This window comes from Streptomyces sp. NPDC037290 (assembly GCF_055603245.1).
On the sequence record NZ_JBVJVZ010000019.1, the window covers coordinates 84150 to 99512 of the forward strand.

Genomic DNA, 15363 nt, shown 5'->3' on the forward strand with positions numbered 1-15363 from the left:
GTGGCGCCCGCCGAGCGGGGCCGGACCGTCGTCGCCGACCGGGTGGTGCGCCGCATCGCCGAGCGGGCCGCAGCGGAGGCTCTGGCCGTGGGGGACGTCGGCGCCATCAGGGCGAAGGTGGCGACGAGCGGCGGACGGGCAGTGCTGGCGGTCGATCTCACGCTGCCCTACCGGCCCGCGCTGGGTGAAGCCGGCGACCAGGTGCACGACTATGTGGCCGAGCGTACGGCGAGACTCACCGGGCTCAAGGTCTCCCCCACGCGTATCCGGGTACATGGCCTGACGCTGCGCGCCGAGCCCGGCTCGAGGGCGACCATGCCGGTCGTGTCCTCGGGCGCTCAGGACACGACCGGGCAGTGGGCGGGGCGGATGTGGTCTGAGCGCCGTCTGCCCGCAACGCTGGCAGCGGTGCTGGGCACCCTGGTGTGCGCGGCAGCGCTGTACGAGGTCGTGTCCGTGCATGTCACGAGGTACGCGCCCGTCTCCTTGTGGTCCCGATTGCTGTCGTGGCTGTCCACTCACGGCCCCGGCGACTCCACTCTGGCGCTGGGCGCGGCCACGCTGCTGCTCGGGCTTGAACTGATTCTGCTCGCGGTCACGCCCGGCCGGCGCGGCTCACTCGGGATGAGGACACCCGACCGGCACATGCGCGCGGCGCTCAACCGGGGGGCGGCCGAGTCGCTGGTGCGTGACGCGGTTTCGGACGTGTCCGGGATCTCCCGCACGCGGGTGAGGGTCAGAGGCCGTCGGGCAATGGTTCGCAGCGTTGTGGAGTTCGGCGACCGTGATGCAGCGCACGAAGCGGTGACGATGGCGGCACAGGAGGCCCTGGCCGACTGCGGGTTGAGGCACACGCCACACCTGCGGGTCCGGTTGCGGACCGCGACGGGATGGCAGCCCGTCGAGCGCCAAGGTGGCCCGCCGCAGGACCTCACATCCGGAGGAGAATTACCATGAACCGTTTACGCGGCGGCGTCAACAGAGTTGCTCTGGCTTGTGTCGGCATCCCTCTGACGGCGACGGGCGTCGTGCTCGGGGCCGCCGGCGTCGCAGGCTGCGACCGATTACCCTCCTGGTGGCCTGCGTGCGCCCCCGGCTCGGTCTGGCTGGATCGGGGAAGGCTGGCTCTCTGGCGCGACCACGAGTGGTGGACACCGGTGGTGGTGACAGCGCTCGCCACTGTCCTGCTGCTCTGTCTGGGCTGGTGCGCACTCCAGGTTCGCGGGGGCCGGTTACGCATTCTGCCGCTCGGCCTCGACCACGTCACTCTCTCGGGCTTCGCCCTCTCCGACGCCGTGGAACGAAGGACACGCGACCTGCCTGGCGTGGTGCAGGCACGCGTGCGCCTGCTCGGGCGCCCGGACCGGCTTCGCCTGCGGGTACATGTCGTCCTGGCCCCAGAGGCCTCACCCTCGGCCGTGGTGTCACACTTCGGCGCACGTACTCTACCCGAGGCGCGCGAGGCGGCCAGACGTCGTGTTGACGCGGAGGTGCGCCTGCGAACACGCCGACATCGGATCCGCCGCGTCCACTGACGAATGCCTCCAACAGGGCATCGACGTCGGCTGAGTCCGCAGGATGCGGCGCCCCCGATGGGCGCATCCACCAATAGCGCACCACAGCGATCGTTCGACAGGTAATAGCACCGGCGCGATCCCCCGAAAGCTGGATGTCTTACTGTGCGTGAGGCTCGTTAGGTGACCGTGGCTTGGAATGAAACGGCTCCGACCGGGAAACAAGCGTTCGCCTCAAGCGGGACAGAATCTACTGCTCAGGAACCGCGGCCGCTCGCGTCAGTCGCGCCGAACTTTCCTGGGAATGCGGAAGCCTGGTTCAGCCTCGCCAGTGAGCGAGCACGTATCCAGCATTGCGCAGATCTACTCGAAGACGTCCTCCACGAACTCCGCCAAGCGGAGGCCGAGCACACTCGCACGAAGGATCTGTTCCGTGACAAAATGGGAGGAGCCGGGCATGGATGAGTTTCAGAACAGATACGATCCATATGCCTCGCAGTTTAGCCACGGTGTGCAATACGACGCGCCGCGGGCCTATCATTGCGGTGAATGCAGCGCGCATCAGAGGCATCATTGCTGGCACGGCCTGGACACCACGATGACAGGAGGTGGATGGGATCCGGATGTGGAATTGGCTCAGATGCTGAACATGAACCCCGGCATGAATTCCACCTATTCCGCAAACATCGGACACGGACAGGGTATGCCCAGCCCTCCAGTCGACCTCCGGCAGCCCCTCCCCCGATACCGCAGCCATGCGGGCAAACGAAGAGTCAAGCCGACCGCCATTTTGATCGTGGTCATCATCGCATGCACTGCTTCCATGCTTGGGTGGTCAATTTCTTATTCGTACGATCAGCTTCGCGCCGTCGCTTCGTTGTTCATGCCGGACAGGCTGGCACGATGGTGGCCGTGGATGCTGTACGGGCCATGGCTCTCCGCCGGCCTGTCGATTATGCGCGCCTCCCTGCAGCAGCGGACCGCTCGATGGTCCTGGACCATCCTCGTGACCGCTTCCGTGGGGGCGGTCGCCCTGTGCATCGGAAATTCTTCCAAATCTCTCCTGATGATGGCTGTCTCCGGAATTCCGCCCATCACTGCTCTAGCCTGTTTCCAGGAGCTCGTCACGCAGTTCTCATATCGCTACCGCCCTCAGCACGCCATGCACACCACAAAGCGATCCAAACAGGCGTAGACAGGGCGCCGACGCACTGCGGAGCAGTCCCTCCCTCAAGCCAAGGGGAACAGCGGAACAACGGGAACTCCCCAGGTCAGACCCCCGTGGGTCCAGACCGCCCCACCCACTCATGCGTGACACCGAAGGGGAACGACACCCGACCGAGCGACTCACGATCCTCAAGACAGTGATTGCCGGCAGCTGTCCAGCGGCCACGACGGCCACTCCACAGGCGGTGGACACGCACAGTATGAAGCGGCACAGATTCCTATATGTTCAAGTTTTTGCACATCGTAAGGCTCCGCCGAGCCGCAAGAAGGAAACGTCAATACTCTGGTCCAGGGCCGGAGGGGCAGCGCTCGAGTACGAGCGACACGATCAGTCAGGCCACCCGTGCGCGGCTGACCGCGGCACTCAACGAGCAGATCTCGGTTCCAGTTACCCTGCGTTACAGCTCTGCCGACCCGCTGGCCGTTCACGTCGATTTCCCCGCCCTTGTTTCCAGTGACGGCCAGGACATGACCTGGACTTTCGACCGCGAGTTGCTGGCGAATGGCCTGTGCCGCCGCTCCGGCCTGGGGGACGTACGTATCCGGCCCTTCGGCCGGACCTGTACGATCATGGAATTCCGTAGCTCTGAGGGCAGAGCCGTATCCAAGTTCGACACGCCCGCTCTGATTCGTTTCCTCTTGCGCTCGTACGCTCTGGTCGAGCGCGGCAGAGAGGATATGGGCCAAGCCATCGAAGAAGGATTGGCTGCTCTGCTGGACGGGGTCTAAGACATCATGGTCGCCAACGCCTCGACTGCGCCACGGGCTCACTGAGGGGTTTTTATCCCGGTGTTTTATCCCGGAATCTGGTGCTTGGTCTGTGGTGTCGGATCGCGCCAGGAGATGGTGTTCTCGCCGGTGAGACGGCGGGCCATGAGGTCGGTCATGGCAAGGTGAATCATGGCTTCGGAGCGGGTGGACAGGGTCTCGTAGTCGCGGGCGAGACGTCGGTGGAGCATCAGCCAGCCGTAGGTCCGCTCGACCGCCCAGCGCTTCGGGATGGGGGTGAAGCCCCTGGTCCCCGGGGTGCGGGCGGTGATTTCCATGTCGATGCCGAGGGTGGCCGCGTGCTCGACGAGGTGCTGGCGGTAGCCGCCGTCGACCCACACCTTGCGGATGCCGGGGTGTTCGGCGGCGACCAGGTCCAGGAGCCGGGTGCCGGCGACGGAGTCCTGCACGCTCGCCGCAGTGACCAGCACGGCCAGCAGGAGACCGCGATCCGCCGCCGCGGATGCTTTTCCCGCCGGCCGCCCTTTGGCCCGACGCGCAGCGGGCAGCAACGGATCGACCAAAGCCCACTGATCGTCCGTCAGATCTGACGGATAGCCCCCGCCAGTCACATCAGGCCCAACGATCCCTCAGATCCAGGACACGGAAGACCTCAAACGCGGTCTGACGGACCCTGAAATTCTTCCGTTCCCGCCCCTCGCGGCGGGAGAAGCCGAGGGCAGCCCTCCCTCGTCGCCTGAGCTCGGGTGTTCCCGTTGTTCCGCTGTTCCCCTTGATTGATTGAGGCACTTCCCACCGACAGGAGGATCCGGCACGCAGTCGAGCGATAGTCACAGCAGTCTGCACAGTCCGGTAGCCCGAAGACATAAAAGTCTTCGGGCTACCGCTTCTTGGAGCGAAGCCCGTGCCGAGGAATCAGGGCAACCGCTCCACTCCCCTGACACGGCCCCTTCCCAAACGCCGGGCCAGGAAATTTATAATCCGCGCTCGACTTCCCCTTACCGTGCATAAAGAATCCGCGCATTGATGCGTCCGTGTGCAATCGTATCCCAGAAGCCGACTCGAAACCACCAACGTCAAGCAGATTCACCGTCGGCGAGGTCTTGCCATCCTGTAATATCCTCAGGTATTCACTTTCAATGGATATCCCCTGAGTCGCAAGAGCATCTCTTGCGGCATGGGCGCGCTCACTGATTGGCTACTGCCAGCCCGTACATCATCAGCCACAGCAGACCGATGGCAGCGAGGACGCGGTCATGCAGCACGACCTCTTCGGGTTCGCCGGCTGTACCGCGGTCGGCGAAGACGGCATAGCGCAAGATCGCGAGGATGAACGCGACCATGGACAACTGTCGCCAGGGAAGGGCACCGGTATGCGCAACGCCGGTGTTTTCGACAGTCCACAGGCAATAGGCAAGGACAGCGACCCCGGCAGCCATCTGCCACACGAAGCGCAGGTAGCCGACGGTGTATTCGGTCAGCAACGCGCGCGTGGCGCCTGCTTTTTCGGCCATCTGTACGGCTTCCGAGTAGCGCTTGGCCGACACCATGAATAGCGCTCCGAACCCCGTCGTGATCAAGAACCAGCGCGATAAGGGAATACCGAGGGCGAACCCACCGATCATCGCCCGCATCAGGAAGCCGGTCGTGACGACGACGAGGTCGACGACCAGTACGTTCTTGAGGCTGAGGCAGTAGGCCAGTTGCATGGCGAGATACACGGCCAGTTCAGCAGCGACAAGAGGCGGAGCCAGGACCGCTGCGACGACGGGCGCCAGCACGGCGAGGCCGGCACCGACAGCGTACGCGACAGCCACGGGGACTTCTCCCGCCGCAATCGGGCGGTGGCACTTGGTGGGGTGCGCTCGGTCCGCCTCGGCGTCACGGGCATCGTTGATCAGGTATACGGCGGCGGCGCAGACGGTGAAGAGGACGAAGACCAGGGCGAGGTGGGTGACCGCGTGCACCGACAGCAGTCGGCCTGCGGCGGCGGGTGCGGCGACGACCAGGGCGTTTTTGACCCATTGCTTGGGGCGCGCGGCGCGGATGAGGCCGCCCAATAGACCGCCTCTACGCGCGGGTGCAGCTCGCGGAGTGTACGTGGCCTCCTTGAGCTCGAGCGTGTCAGTCACTGACGGCTCCCCTCATCCAGCGGGCGCCGGCACACGCCGTGAGCACCCCAAGGGCCGCTCCCGCAGCCACGTCGGAGGGGTAGTGCACCCCTACGACCAGGCGCGAGAGACACATCGCTGCAGCGAGCGGCGGGACCGCGTAGGCCCCCAGCGCGCCGTAGAGGACTGCGGCCGCGGCAGCAGAGGTCGCATGGGAGCTCGGCAGGGAGTGCCGACCGGCCGTGCGCACGCGGGGTGTGATGTGTCCCGGACGCGGACGTCGCACGACCTTTTTCACGGAGCTGCTGACCAGGTGCGCGCCGGCGGTGAGCGCTGTGCCACGTAGCCATGGGCCTCGCCGTGCGCCGTCTACGGCGGCCCCGGCAAGGCCCACCATCAGCCACAGTGCGCCGTGCTCACCGGTCCGTGACAGCACGCGGGCCACACCGGCCACACGCGGGTCGTCTCCGCACGCGTAGACGGCATGGAGCAAGCGGCGGTCGACGCCCCATGCGCTTCCGCCACCCATCTCACGGGGGTGGTTGGAGTTGAGTTCTAAGTGGTCCATGTGAACTCACTGTTCACGTCAACATCGGCAGAACTCTGGTAATACTCAGCGAAATCGCGTTAATCACCCATTCTGCGCATAGAAACATGTTTTAGTGACTAAAAATATTGCTTGCATCATCGCCCGCCGCACCGCTGCCGGGCGTCTGCCCACACCGGCTGACGAACCTGCTGATGGTTCTCGACGGGTTCCCGCCGATCACGCCTTGCTCGATGAGCCTCATATGATCATGCGATATTTCACCACCTCGAATAGATCAACCTTCCACCGAATGCGTGGTGTGGATTAACGCTACGAAGAGCCACAGGCTTTATAAAGGGGGTTGCAGCCCATCACGCCCTCATTGGAGCCCTACGGTGATGCCCTGGTACGACGTGTCAGCCCAGCTCCTTGCCCACTTCCGCGCAGGACCCTTCCGAGAAGCAGAGCAGTTACGTCTGCTCGGGCCGCTCCCTACCTCAATCATGTGTTGAAAGCTTATGAAGCGCAGTCAGCTGTACAGGTCTGCCCCTGGGCTCTAGGCATGCCCGGGCCCACGCCATTCCTGCCGTTTCCTGAATATGCCGAGCGCCTGAAGCACACGCATTGACTCTCATCCAGGAGCCGTCTTGTCTTCATCGACCAGACTTGACACAACACCCGCCGCCCAGCCGGATCGGCACGATGCCGGCCCTGCGACGGCGCAGGTCAGCGATCAGGAGTTGACTCAATTAGTAAGAAACGGTGACACCGAAGCTTTCGCCGAACTCTTCAATCGTCATCGCGGCGCCGCCATTCGATTGGCCTCCATGCATGCGAACGACGCGTATACCGCCCAGGATTTTGTTGCCGAAGCTTTCGTCCGCGTCCTGCAGGCGCTCAAATCCGGGGGTGGGCCCTCCGCCTCCTTTCGGAGCTATCTACTGAGGGTCTTGCGTAATCTGGTGACGGAATCGGCAAGGAGCACAGGGCGTCAAGTCTCCGTGCCGGATGTGAGCGTTTACGAAACTGAGTACGCGGCTCCGGCAGGGAACGAAGCGCTCAAAAACTATAATCATAGATTGGCGTGGGAGGCACTTTCGTCACTGTCGGAGCGTTGGCGCACCATCTTGTGGTGCACGATCGTGCATTCCCAGCAACCGGCGGCCATCGCCAACCAGATGGGGATCAGTCCGAACAGTGTCGCAGCCTTGTCCTACAGAGCCAAAGAAGGATTGCGACAGGCCTTTCTCGCCGTACACCTGAATCAGAAGAGCTATTCCGTCCACTGCTCATATTACGTCGGCCGCCTCGCCGCATACTCCCGCGGGCGGCTCGGTAAATACGGATCAGAAGAGATGACACTACACCTCAAGGAATGCGACATCTGTTCCGCCCTTTATCAGGAGATTGACGAACTGAACCAGCTCCTCCCCGCCTGAGTCCAGCTATCGTCAAAGACGTGTGTCCTGTTTGTACACCGGGCCGCAAGAAAAGGTATGAACTTGATCCACCTGGCGATCCGGCAAGCCATCAAGTCGGAATGTCGCCATAAAGTGGGAGCCGTACTGGCAGCAGGTAGCCGCGTCGTCGCCGCGAGTCCCAATAAATACCGGAACTCGCCACTCATCGATCACCGCAACAGCACGTTCCATGCGGAGGACGCCGCACTCCGCCGCGCCCGGGGGGCTCCGGTGAGTATGGTGTTCGTGGCGCGCGTCAACGCGGCGTACGTGCCCATGCTTGCGCGACCGTGCCCGCGCTGCGTCGTCAAACTCGCTCAGGCCGGAGTCATGAGGGCCTACTACACCGCCGGTCCCACCGGAATCGGGGTGTTGGAGATCCGACCGAGATACCACCTGATCGGCTGAACTGACGTCACCTCAACGGGCACCCAGGGCGCCGAAGGGCAGCACCTCGACACATCCTTCGCCAACTCATGTGGCAGGCAGGACAGTCGATGTCGGCCCGATACTCGCACGTGCCCGAAAGCAAGCCCCGCAACCAACCGCGGAGAATCACCACGACAGCTCTATGCCGAGTTCCTGCATGGCCGGCGAGGGGGGGCCGCCTTCGGAGCGCTCCGTCTTTCGGCCCTTGTCTCCAGGCGCGAGAGTGCGCGGATCGATGGCTTCCGCCGGAGCGCTGCTGGCATAGAGACCATCGGGGACGCTGTCCCGGTCATGGGGCAGCAGCCAGAAGACACGGCGTCGGAAGGTCCCCGACGAGCGTGAAGGTCTCGCTTTGGGACCGAGCTGGGCATATCCGACCATGCGGCCGTCGCGGTAGTAGGCGGGCCGCCCCCGACGGCTGGGGAGTCTGTCGAGGCTTTGCCGGACGTAATCGAGGCCGGTGACGTCCTCGAGCCAGACGAGCTCTGTCTCGTGGCTGATCTCGTCGTCGTCGATCAGTGAACTCATGCCTTCACCTCATCGGCGAGCAATCCGATGCCCGGGTAGTATTTGCGCGAGTTGGACAGGATCATCTCCTTGGGTGAGGCAAGTCCAGCCAGTTCACGCGCCCGTTGAGCGAAGGCCCGGGACGAGATGGCCGTCGCTCCTTCATGCTCGCACCAAGTTCTGTAGGCCGCGTACAAACTGGCTTGTTCGACCCGGTGATCGGGCCCGATGACGCAGCACTCGTCGAAGAACCTCCCTGCGTGGTCTTCAGTCTCGGCGTATGCCGTGGTCGCGATGCGGACTCGTTCAGGACCGGTCAGGTCTCTGTCACCACCAAGGTAGCGGCGAGCACCGTCGATGAGCCAGCCCAGGATGCCGGGACCTTCCTCAGTGACCAGGATGTCGGCCAAATTATCGATTTTCCGGTCGTCGGCGACCACACGCTCGAAGGGGATCAGCCGCATACGGCGCCAGAACGCAAAGCCGCCCGTGCCGACTTCAGGCCGGTGATTACCCAAAAGCCAGAGTTTGTGTGTGGGTTCGAAGCTGAAGAAGTCCTGCCGCATGCGGCGTGCCTTGATCCGGTCGCCGCCGGTCAGGAGTTTGACGCGGGCCTCGTCGAACCTGTCGCCCGGCTTCACCTCGGAGCAGACGATGACCCGCCTGCCGTGCAACTCGGCGAGATCCGTGGGATGGCCTTCGTAGGGGCGTGCCATGAGAAATCCGGGCGGGGCCGCGTCGGCGTAGTCGCCGAGCAGCTTCATGAGCACATCGAGCAAGACGGACTTACCGTTTTTGCCCGCCCCGAACAAGAAGGGCATGACCTGACCACCGACGTCACCAGTGACGGAATAGCCCAGCAGCAGCTGAAGGAAGCGAACCATCTCCTGGCCCTCGTCGTCATCACCGAAGGTGTCGGCCAGGAACCGTTGCCAGCGAGGGGTTGGTACCTGCTGGGGGCCTACCGTCGTGGAACGGGAGTGGAAGTCCTTGTTCGGATCAGGTCGCTTCATGGCGCCGGTGCGCAGATCGACGATGCCAACGGGCGTGCACAAGGCGTAGGGGTCGGCGTCCAGAAGCGCGGCGTTCAACACCATGCCAGGAGCGGATTTGGCCTGGGTGAGCATGGCGTTGATGCCGGAGGTGGACAGAGCCCGGCGGCGGTGCTGTTGGAGCGCTTGAGTGGTGTGGAGACCTCGGGGATCGGTGACCGCGATGTTCTCGGCGAGGTCGCCCGCAGCCCACAGGACGGTGTCGTCCTCGTCGGTCTGCCAACGGGTTCCGTCCCACCGATACCAGCCCAGACCAGGTACGTGCTGATAATCACCGGCATAGAGCTTGACGAAGAGCTTGGCCATTCCTCGATCGGTGAGTGTGTCCGGCAGCAGACCGCTCGCGGTCGCCTGGTCGGCGATGGGCTTGTGGTCGACCGCCGACAAGGTGGCCAGGGAAGTCGGTTTCTGGGCGAGGATCTGGGCGGCGACTGCCTGGGGATCGAAGCCGAACAGGGCGTCTCCGTTGCCGGGGACCGTCACGAGCGCCTCCCCAGGTAGAGAGGACGCTGAGCTCCGGCGGACAGACCGATGCGAATGATCCCTTCCGCGCGGCGCTCCTGACCTGGCCGCACGGCAGCTGCCACGTCGCGCAGTGCCTGCTCGGCCTCGCTCCAGGACAGGTTCCCCCCGGCCACCAGTCCGCCGATCGTGTAGGCGGCGCGGTTGAGCGCGTTCGAGAAACCGGCGCCTTCACTGACCCTGCCACACGCGGCTACGTCGTCCAGCACCGATCTGAGTAGCCCCCGCAGACTGGAGCGCCCTCCGCCGGCGGCCATGACGGCCTGTTGGGCACGGGGAGGCGCGGAGCGCGGCACGGTGATCGATCGAGGAGTGCCCACATGGCCGGTGCGCTCCAGTTCCTGGGCGAGCCAGGCAGGGAGGGGGGCAGGATCGCGGGCGCCGTCAAGCGGAGTGTAGACGCCCGCGCGGGTGCTGGTACCAGGTGCAACGATGTAGCCCCCGTGGGCGCGGATGTCGACTTGCCAGGCCAGGGCGCGCCCTCCGCTGGAGCCGACGGAGCACAGCCAGCGACGGGTGTCGGCGATTCGGTACCAGATGTGGAGACCCCCGGAAGGCGTACGCACGCGAAGGGTGCCCACGTCGTCGGCCGGAGTCGGTTGGTTGCGCAGGGCCGCCAGGACAGCGAGCGTGTGGAAGCCGTTTCGCAAGCCGGTGAGATTGACCCGGTCGCCGATCTGGATACCGGGTAGCAGCCTGTCCCGGGCCGGGGGCTGCGCAGGGTGGGCGTCTACGTCGATGACCACCAGGCGGGCGGGGCCACAGGCCACTCCGACACCGAGTTCGGGATAGGTGCCCCACCAGTTGTCGATGCGCCGGAGATCCAGGGTGGCGGCGTGGAAGCCGTGGCACCAAAGGCCTGCAGTCAGGCAGGCACAGCGTGCCACTGTGTGTCCCGGGGGGCGGCAGGCGGCGCAGTTGGCAGCCGGCGTCTTGCGTCCGGAGGCGAGTGGATGGACGGGCCAGCCTTGGTGGGCGCACCATCTGGCGATCGTCAACGGATGTCGAGCGACGACTGAGGACCGCGCGGACTCCTGCCTTGAGTCGCTCTGGGGAAAAGGCAGCTCAGCAGGCATGTAATCCCTCTATCAGCGACCGAAGCGACTCAACGACGGACGCAGATTAGCGAAATCGGGGTGAAGCGGCTCGGGTCGGATACGATCGTGCAGCCACACCGATAATGTGATCGACAGGCCGACTATTCAGCTACTGAGATCGGCGACAGTGACCGAGAGCGTTCGGTAATCACCTCCGCAGCCAGGTAAAACGTCCCAGGTCAGGGCCTGTGCCCTGGGGCAACAGCGACCGAAGCGACTGAAGCTCTCTATATATGAACGCGTACACACACAAGCAACCTCTTCATATACAGAAAGATCCGGTCGCTTCAGTCGCTGCCAGAAGACCCACCTCCCTTGTGACCTGCGGTTTCCTTCTCGCAGGACCAGCGACCGGGCGATCCGCCCGGCCGTCGGCCTTCGGTCGCTGCCGGATGTCCGTGCCACGCGCTGACAGCGACTGAAGCCTGTCGGCCCCTGGTATTACGTAACCGCATGGATGACGAAGACCACCCCATAGGGTCAAGGTCGAGCGTTTGTACCAGCATTGGCGCATGGCATCTGCTTTTCCTGCAGCGCGGGACGAGCGCCGGGGCACTCTGCTGGACGGCTGACTGACGCCTCTGCTCAGGACACTGGTCCACTGGTCAGGGCTTCTGACACGATCTCAACGATCCTCAGCCGGGGCAAGGATCGACCCCCGAACGGTCTCTGCGGAAGAGCCAGGGCTTGCCGCCGCCTTTCAACGTCGGCCTGGCGCCGGTCGTTTGCACCGACCGGGCTGGCGACACGCGTCGCCGGGTGGGTCAGCTGGCTAGCCCCGTTCCGCCCCAGAGCCCGCTGCGCAGGCAGCCGTGGCCGGAAGCCACTCGCTCGGCCGGCCAATCACCACGATGTGCTGCGACCGCGCGCTCGCTGGCCACATGAATTGCCCTTCGCCCCACATGAAGGCGGTGCGACACTGGGTAAAGATCAGCAGGTGGATCAGGGACCGTTCCCGTTCCCGTTCCCGCCCCGTCCGGACGCCCCGAGCTGGTCCAACGCGTTCACTGCGTTCCGAGCCCCAAGTAGTCGAGTCCTGTACAAGAGGAGATGGTTGCGTGACTTTCGTGGAGCTGAGCGAGCCAGAGCAATGGCTCGTTGAATTCCTCCGCCGTGAGTCGCAGGCATACACCCAACTCCCCCGCTTATCAGATTCTCGGTATTCATGTACGGCCGAATTGTTTCTGGACTGCGGACGGTTCTTCACTCCTGCCTCGGCGGGGCAAGCTCCGCGAGGTTCCCGTGTCGGGGGCGCCCCCAGGAATGCACCAGCGACCGGGGCCTCCGCCCCGGGACTGCTCTATGTCGAGGGGTGGGCCTGGGGCGCCAGGCGTCCAGTGATCCGCTCCTGGAGCGCAACCTCCGACGGTCTCGCGCAGGAGGTGACGTGCCTCCGGGAGGCATACGCCTACCTCGGTCTCCCGCTGAGAGCCGAGGCCATGGTGACGCTTGCGGTGCAGCAGAACGTGCCTTTGCTGCACGGAGATGGGATGCTCACCGCTACGGCATTGCAGTGGCTGCGAAACGGCGTGCCGGAAGGGGTACTGGCGGATGCCGGTCGTCCTGTGCCAGGCGGCGCCAATGCTCTCTGCGGCTGAGGTCTCCGGCCCTCGCTCGCCAAATCGTCGACCAGGTTATGCCCCGTTTCCTGTCCCTTGCCCAGCACAGGTTTTTTCGGGCCAACATCCCAATCCTTGCGGGAAGCCACCCGGTTCCCTTTCATTCAACGTTCCCCCACGAGGAACATGAGTTCGGGAAGCCCAAAGGGTGACACCTGACACGACGAGGTCGTTGACAGAATTGTCCACGTTTCTTCTATAGAAGCCGCGTATGTTGGGCAATACCTTTCCTCCTGCTTGTGGGAGCTTCTATGTTCGGCATCCACCCACAATCGTGGTGCGCTGAGCTGTGTTTGACGCATGCGCGTGCCGGCGCAGCGCAAGGCCATGAGGTACCAGTCGTGCCGAGTCCGACGGATGCCCCCGCAGGCTCCCGGACTTCTGCTTCCTTGCGAAAGAGCTCGTACCGCCATGCGGCCGGTGTGCCGAACCGCGGGTCAGGTTTAACGCCGGATACCCGGAGAGGAGGAGACAGATGACGCCTTTCCCTCCACGCGGAGAGACGGAGCAGGCAGCCATTCTCCTGAGCGACGAGACGTTGCCCACCCGAATCACTTTCAGCTTTCCACGTACGCCGGTGGAGCCTGGTGCGACACCTGCGGCCATGGACCTCATTCAAGTCGGCGAGGTCCGGCGGATCTGCGGCGCAAAGCTGCGGGGTTGGGGGCTCCAGCGCTACATCGACCCCGCTCTGTTGCTTCTGAGTGAACTGGTCACCAACGCGATCCAGCATGGGTGCGGGCACACCATTGGTGTGCGTCTTTCCTGCTGCGCCGGTGAGGTGAGGATCCAGGCCTGGGGTGGGCCCGTCACCGCGCTGACGGCCCGCGCACCCGACTCTCTCGACGAGCACGGCCGTGGCTTGTTGCTCGTAGACAGCATCGCGGACGCCTGGGGCGTCAACGATGCCGGATGGGTCTGGTGCAGCATCATGACCAATCCCACGCTGAACTGAGGGAGACCCAGCAACTACTGACGGCCCGTCAGAACATTCCTTTTGCCTTCATTGACCGCTTGCATGTCCCCGGCAGGGTTGTCGCGGTGCAACCTGCACGGGATGTCACCTGTTCAGATCACCCGTTCGTCACGCTAAAGGGACAGCATGCTCATTGATGCATATACCCCTTCAGGACGGATAGGTGAGCAAGACAGATGAACAGGAAACTCACCAAACGACTACTGATGGTTGTGCTCACACTCGCGGTCGGGGGCGTGGTGGAAGACGCCCTGGTGGGCGCCCCGCAGGCCATGGTGGCGGCTCCGGATGGCTTCACGTGTAACGGGCAGATCTTCCAGCTGGCCGGGTCCACCACTGCGGTCAGTCTCTACCAAGGCACAGAAAGACCAGGCTTCATCGCCTTCTCGAAGCTCGGGCCGACCGGCCCCGCCTACAACGCGGGCGGCGTAGATCCCAAGACCCGGTACATCTTCGCCATGAGCCAAAACAGTGATCACCTGTTACGGATCAACAAAGCCGGTTCACTCACCGATCTCGGTCCGATCGCCGGCCTGCCCGACAAGCCGAACTACCACAGTGGCGGTTTCGACTCACAGGGGAACTTCTACGTAGCCGGGGACAAAACTCCCTTGTACAAGATCGACGTAGGAAAGCGGAGAGTTGTTTCCAAGGCCCGCTTGAGCTCACGTTTGGGTCCCGGGATCGGCGACATCACGTATTCCGCCGGGTACTTCTGGGCCGCGACGGCGCACGGCAAGGTTCAACGTATCAATCCTTCCACCGGAAGGGTTTCGACCCTCTCCAGCCCGGTGTCGTCGTCGGCGAGTACAGGTCAGGGCGGCGCCTTCACCTATGGAAACAACGATCTGGGGTTCTTTGACCATGGGCACACTCTGTATCGCATCGCCGTGAAGAACCCGGGCAGTGCCGCCCCCACCCTCACGCTTCTGTCCTCACAAAGGGTGACCACACCCCACGCAGTTGACGCCGCAGCGTGTTTCGCTGCTTCTGCGGACCTGGGAGTGTCGAAGCGGAATCCAGCTGAGGTCAACGCCCACGGCACGGTGAGCTATGGCATCAGAGTGCTGAACAACGGCCCGGCCCCGTCGTCGGGTTGGACCGTCCAGGGCACCCTGCCCAAGGGACTGCGCAACCCTGCCGTCGCCGACCCGGGTTGCAAGATCGTCAATCGGCAACTCTCCTGCACGGGGGGGAAGCTGGCGGTCGGCGACGATGCCGTCATCACCGTGACGGGTATTGCCCCCCGGTCCCGCGCTGGAGGCGCGGGAGGCGTCAGACTGGACGGCATCGCCTCTGTCTGGGGCAACGACTTCGACCCGAGGCCCGAGAACGACACCACGGCCGCCGCCACCAGAGTGATCGCTGTACCACTGATCGACCCGTCCGTCGGCGCGGCCACCACCGCCGCGGTGAGCGCGATCTGCATGAGCATCGCGCGCCGCCTCCGGCGCGGAGGCAAGAATGTCAGATGACTCGCGCGTCCGTAGGTTCCTTAACACCGTGTCCTACGTGGTGAGGCGGACGAGTCGCTTGTAGCAGCAGATGGCGGCGGCGAGACCGAGAAAGGCCAGGTAGTTGCGGGGATTTC

General features: G+C 64.2%; 12 protein-coding genes and 1 pseudogene. 7 read left to right on the plus strand and 6 right to left on the minus strand.

Annotation, left to right across the window (positions count from 1 at the left end; translation table 11 throughout):
• The 3 genes from ACZ7HQ_RS37490 (at position 1) to ACZ7HQ_RS37500 (ending at position 3470) form a co-directional block, all read left to right on the plus strand.
• Positions 1–957, plus strand: a complete 957-nt coding sequence (locus ACZ7HQ_RS37490) for a DUF6286 domain-containing protein (RefSeq protein WP_470999768.1) — start codon at positions 1–3, stop codon at positions 955–957.
• Positions 958–1971: 1014 nt separating this feature from the next.
• Positions 1972–2709 (plus strand): DUF2637 domain-containing protein, encoded by a 738-nt coding sequence (locus ACZ7HQ_RS37495; RefSeq protein WP_470999770.1) that lies wholly within the window; start codon positions 1972–1974, stop codon positions 2707–2709.
• A gap of 254 nt (positions 2710–2963) precedes the next feature.
• Complete coding sequence (locus ACZ7HQ_RS37500; RefSeq protein ID WP_470999773.1) at positions 2964–3470, plus strand: SsgA family sporulation/cell division regulator; 507 nt, start codon at positions 2964–2966, stop codon at positions 3468–3470.
• 65 nt (positions 3471–3535) lie between these two features.
• Here the strand turns inward: ACZ7HQ_RS37500 and ACZ7HQ_RS37505 are convergent.
• The 3 genes and pseudogenes from ACZ7HQ_RS37505 to ACZ7HQ_RS37515 form a co-directional block, all read right to left on the minus strand.
• Positions 3536–3961, minus strand: a pseudogene (locus ACZ7HQ_RS37505) (transposase); the annotation flags it as partial.
• Between the two features lie 696 nt (positions 3962–4657).
• On the minus strand, positions 4658–5602 hold the full coding sequence (locus ACZ7HQ_RS37510; RefSeq protein WP_470999775.1) for a decaprenyl-phosphate phosphoribosyltransferase: 945 nt from the start codon (positions 5600–5602) through the stop codon (positions 4658–4660).
• Positions 5595–6110 carry a phosphatase PAP2 family protein gene (locus tag ACZ7HQ_RS37515; RefSeq protein WP_470999804.1) on the minus strand — a complete coding sequence of 172 codons (516 nt, stop codon included), beginning with the start codon at positions 6108–6110 and terminating at the stop codon, positions 5595–5597. The genes ACZ7HQ_RS37510 and ACZ7HQ_RS37515 overlap by 8 nt, the downstream gene beginning before the upstream one ends.
• A 647-nt stretch (positions 6111–6757) precedes the next feature.
• On the opposite strand from ACZ7HQ_RS37515, the gene ACZ7HQ_RS37520 reads away from it, so the two are divergent.
• Together ACZ7HQ_RS37520 and ACZ7HQ_RS37525 are read left to right on the plus strand one after the other, a co-directional pair.
• Positions 6758–7549 (plus strand): RNA polymerase sigma factor, encoded by a 792-nt coding sequence (locus ACZ7HQ_RS37520; RefSeq protein ID WP_470999777.1) that lies wholly within the window; start codon positions 6758–6760, stop codon positions 7547–7549.
• A gap of 57 nt (positions 7550–7606) precedes the next feature.
• On the plus strand, positions 7607–7978 hold the full coding sequence (locus ACZ7HQ_RS37525) for a deaminase (RefSeq protein ID WP_470999780.1): 372 nt from the start codon (positions 7607–7609) through the stop codon (positions 7976–7978).
• A gap of 147 nt (positions 7979–8125) precedes the next feature.
• Here ACZ7HQ_RS37525 and ACZ7HQ_RS37530 read toward each other — a convergent pair whose 3' ends face one another.
• Genes ACZ7HQ_RS37530 through ACZ7HQ_RS37540 form a run of 3 tightly spaced genes read right to left on the minus strand, consistent with a single transcriptional unit; the run spans position 8126 to position 11072 of the window.
• Positions 8126–8527 (minus strand): DUF6009 family protein, encoded by a 402-nt coding sequence (locus ACZ7HQ_RS37530; protein ID WP_470999783.1) that lies wholly within the window; start codon positions 8525–8527, stop codon positions 8126–8128.
• Positions 8524–10041, minus strand: coding sequence for a DNA primase family protein (locus ACZ7HQ_RS37535; RefSeq protein WP_470999785.1), 1518 nt, complete (start codon positions 10039–10041; stop codon positions 8524–8526). The genes ACZ7HQ_RS37530 and ACZ7HQ_RS37535 overlap by 4 nt, the downstream gene beginning before the upstream one ends.
• A complete protein-coding gene (locus ACZ7HQ_RS37540) occupies positions 10038–11072 on the minus strand; it encodes a bifunctional DNA primase/polymerase (protein ID WP_470999806.1) in 1035 nt (344 codons plus the stop codon). The genes ACZ7HQ_RS37535 and ACZ7HQ_RS37540 overlap by 4 nt, the downstream gene beginning before the upstream one ends.
• A 2199-nt stretch (positions 11073–13271) precedes the next feature.
• Here ACZ7HQ_RS37540 and ACZ7HQ_RS37545 point away from each other — a divergent pair.
• Positions 13272–13751, plus strand: coding sequence for an ATP-binding protein (locus ACZ7HQ_RS37545; RefSeq protein WP_470999787.1), 480 nt, complete (start codon positions 13272–13274; stop codon positions 13749–13751).
• A gap of 197 nt (positions 13752–13948) precedes the next feature.
• A complete protein-coding gene (locus ACZ7HQ_RS37550) occupies positions 13949–15247 on the plus strand; it encodes a DUF11 domain-containing protein (RefSeq protein WP_470999789.1) in 1299 nt (432 codons plus the stop codon).
• Positions 15248–15363: the final 116 nt, after the last annotated feature.

Excerpts from the sequence above, each read along its gene's own strand:
- ACZ7HQ_RS37495 (WP_470999770.1), top strand. The coding sequence starts at position 1,972 with ATGGATGAGTTTCAGAACAGATACGATCCATATGCCTCGCAGTTTAGC.
- ACZ7HQ_RS37500 (WP_470999773.1), top strand. The coding sequence starts at position 2,964 with ATGTTCAAGTTTTTGCACATCGTAAGGCTCCGCCGAGCCGCAAGAAGG.
- ACZ7HQ_RS37515 (WP_470999804.1), bottom strand. The coding sequence starts at position 6,110 with ATGGGTGGCGGAAGCGCATGGGGCGTCGACCGCCGCTTGCTCCATGCC.
- ACZ7HQ_RS37525 (WP_470999780.1), top strand. The coding sequence starts at position 7,607 with ATGAACTTGATCCACCTGGCGATCCGGCAAGCCATCAAGTCGGAATGT.
- ACZ7HQ_RS37530 (WP_470999783.1), bottom strand. The coding sequence starts at position 8,527 with ATGAGTTCACTGATCGACGACGACGAGATCAGCCACGAGACAGAGCTC.
- ACZ7HQ_RS37545 (WP_470999787.1), top strand. The coding sequence starts at position 13,272 with ATGACGCCTTTCCCTCCACGCGGAGAGACGGAGCAGGCAGCCATTCTC.
- ACZ7HQ_RS37550 (WP_470999789.1), top strand. The coding sequence starts at position 13,949 with ATGAACAGGAAACTCACCAAACGACTACTGATGGTTGTGCTCACACTC.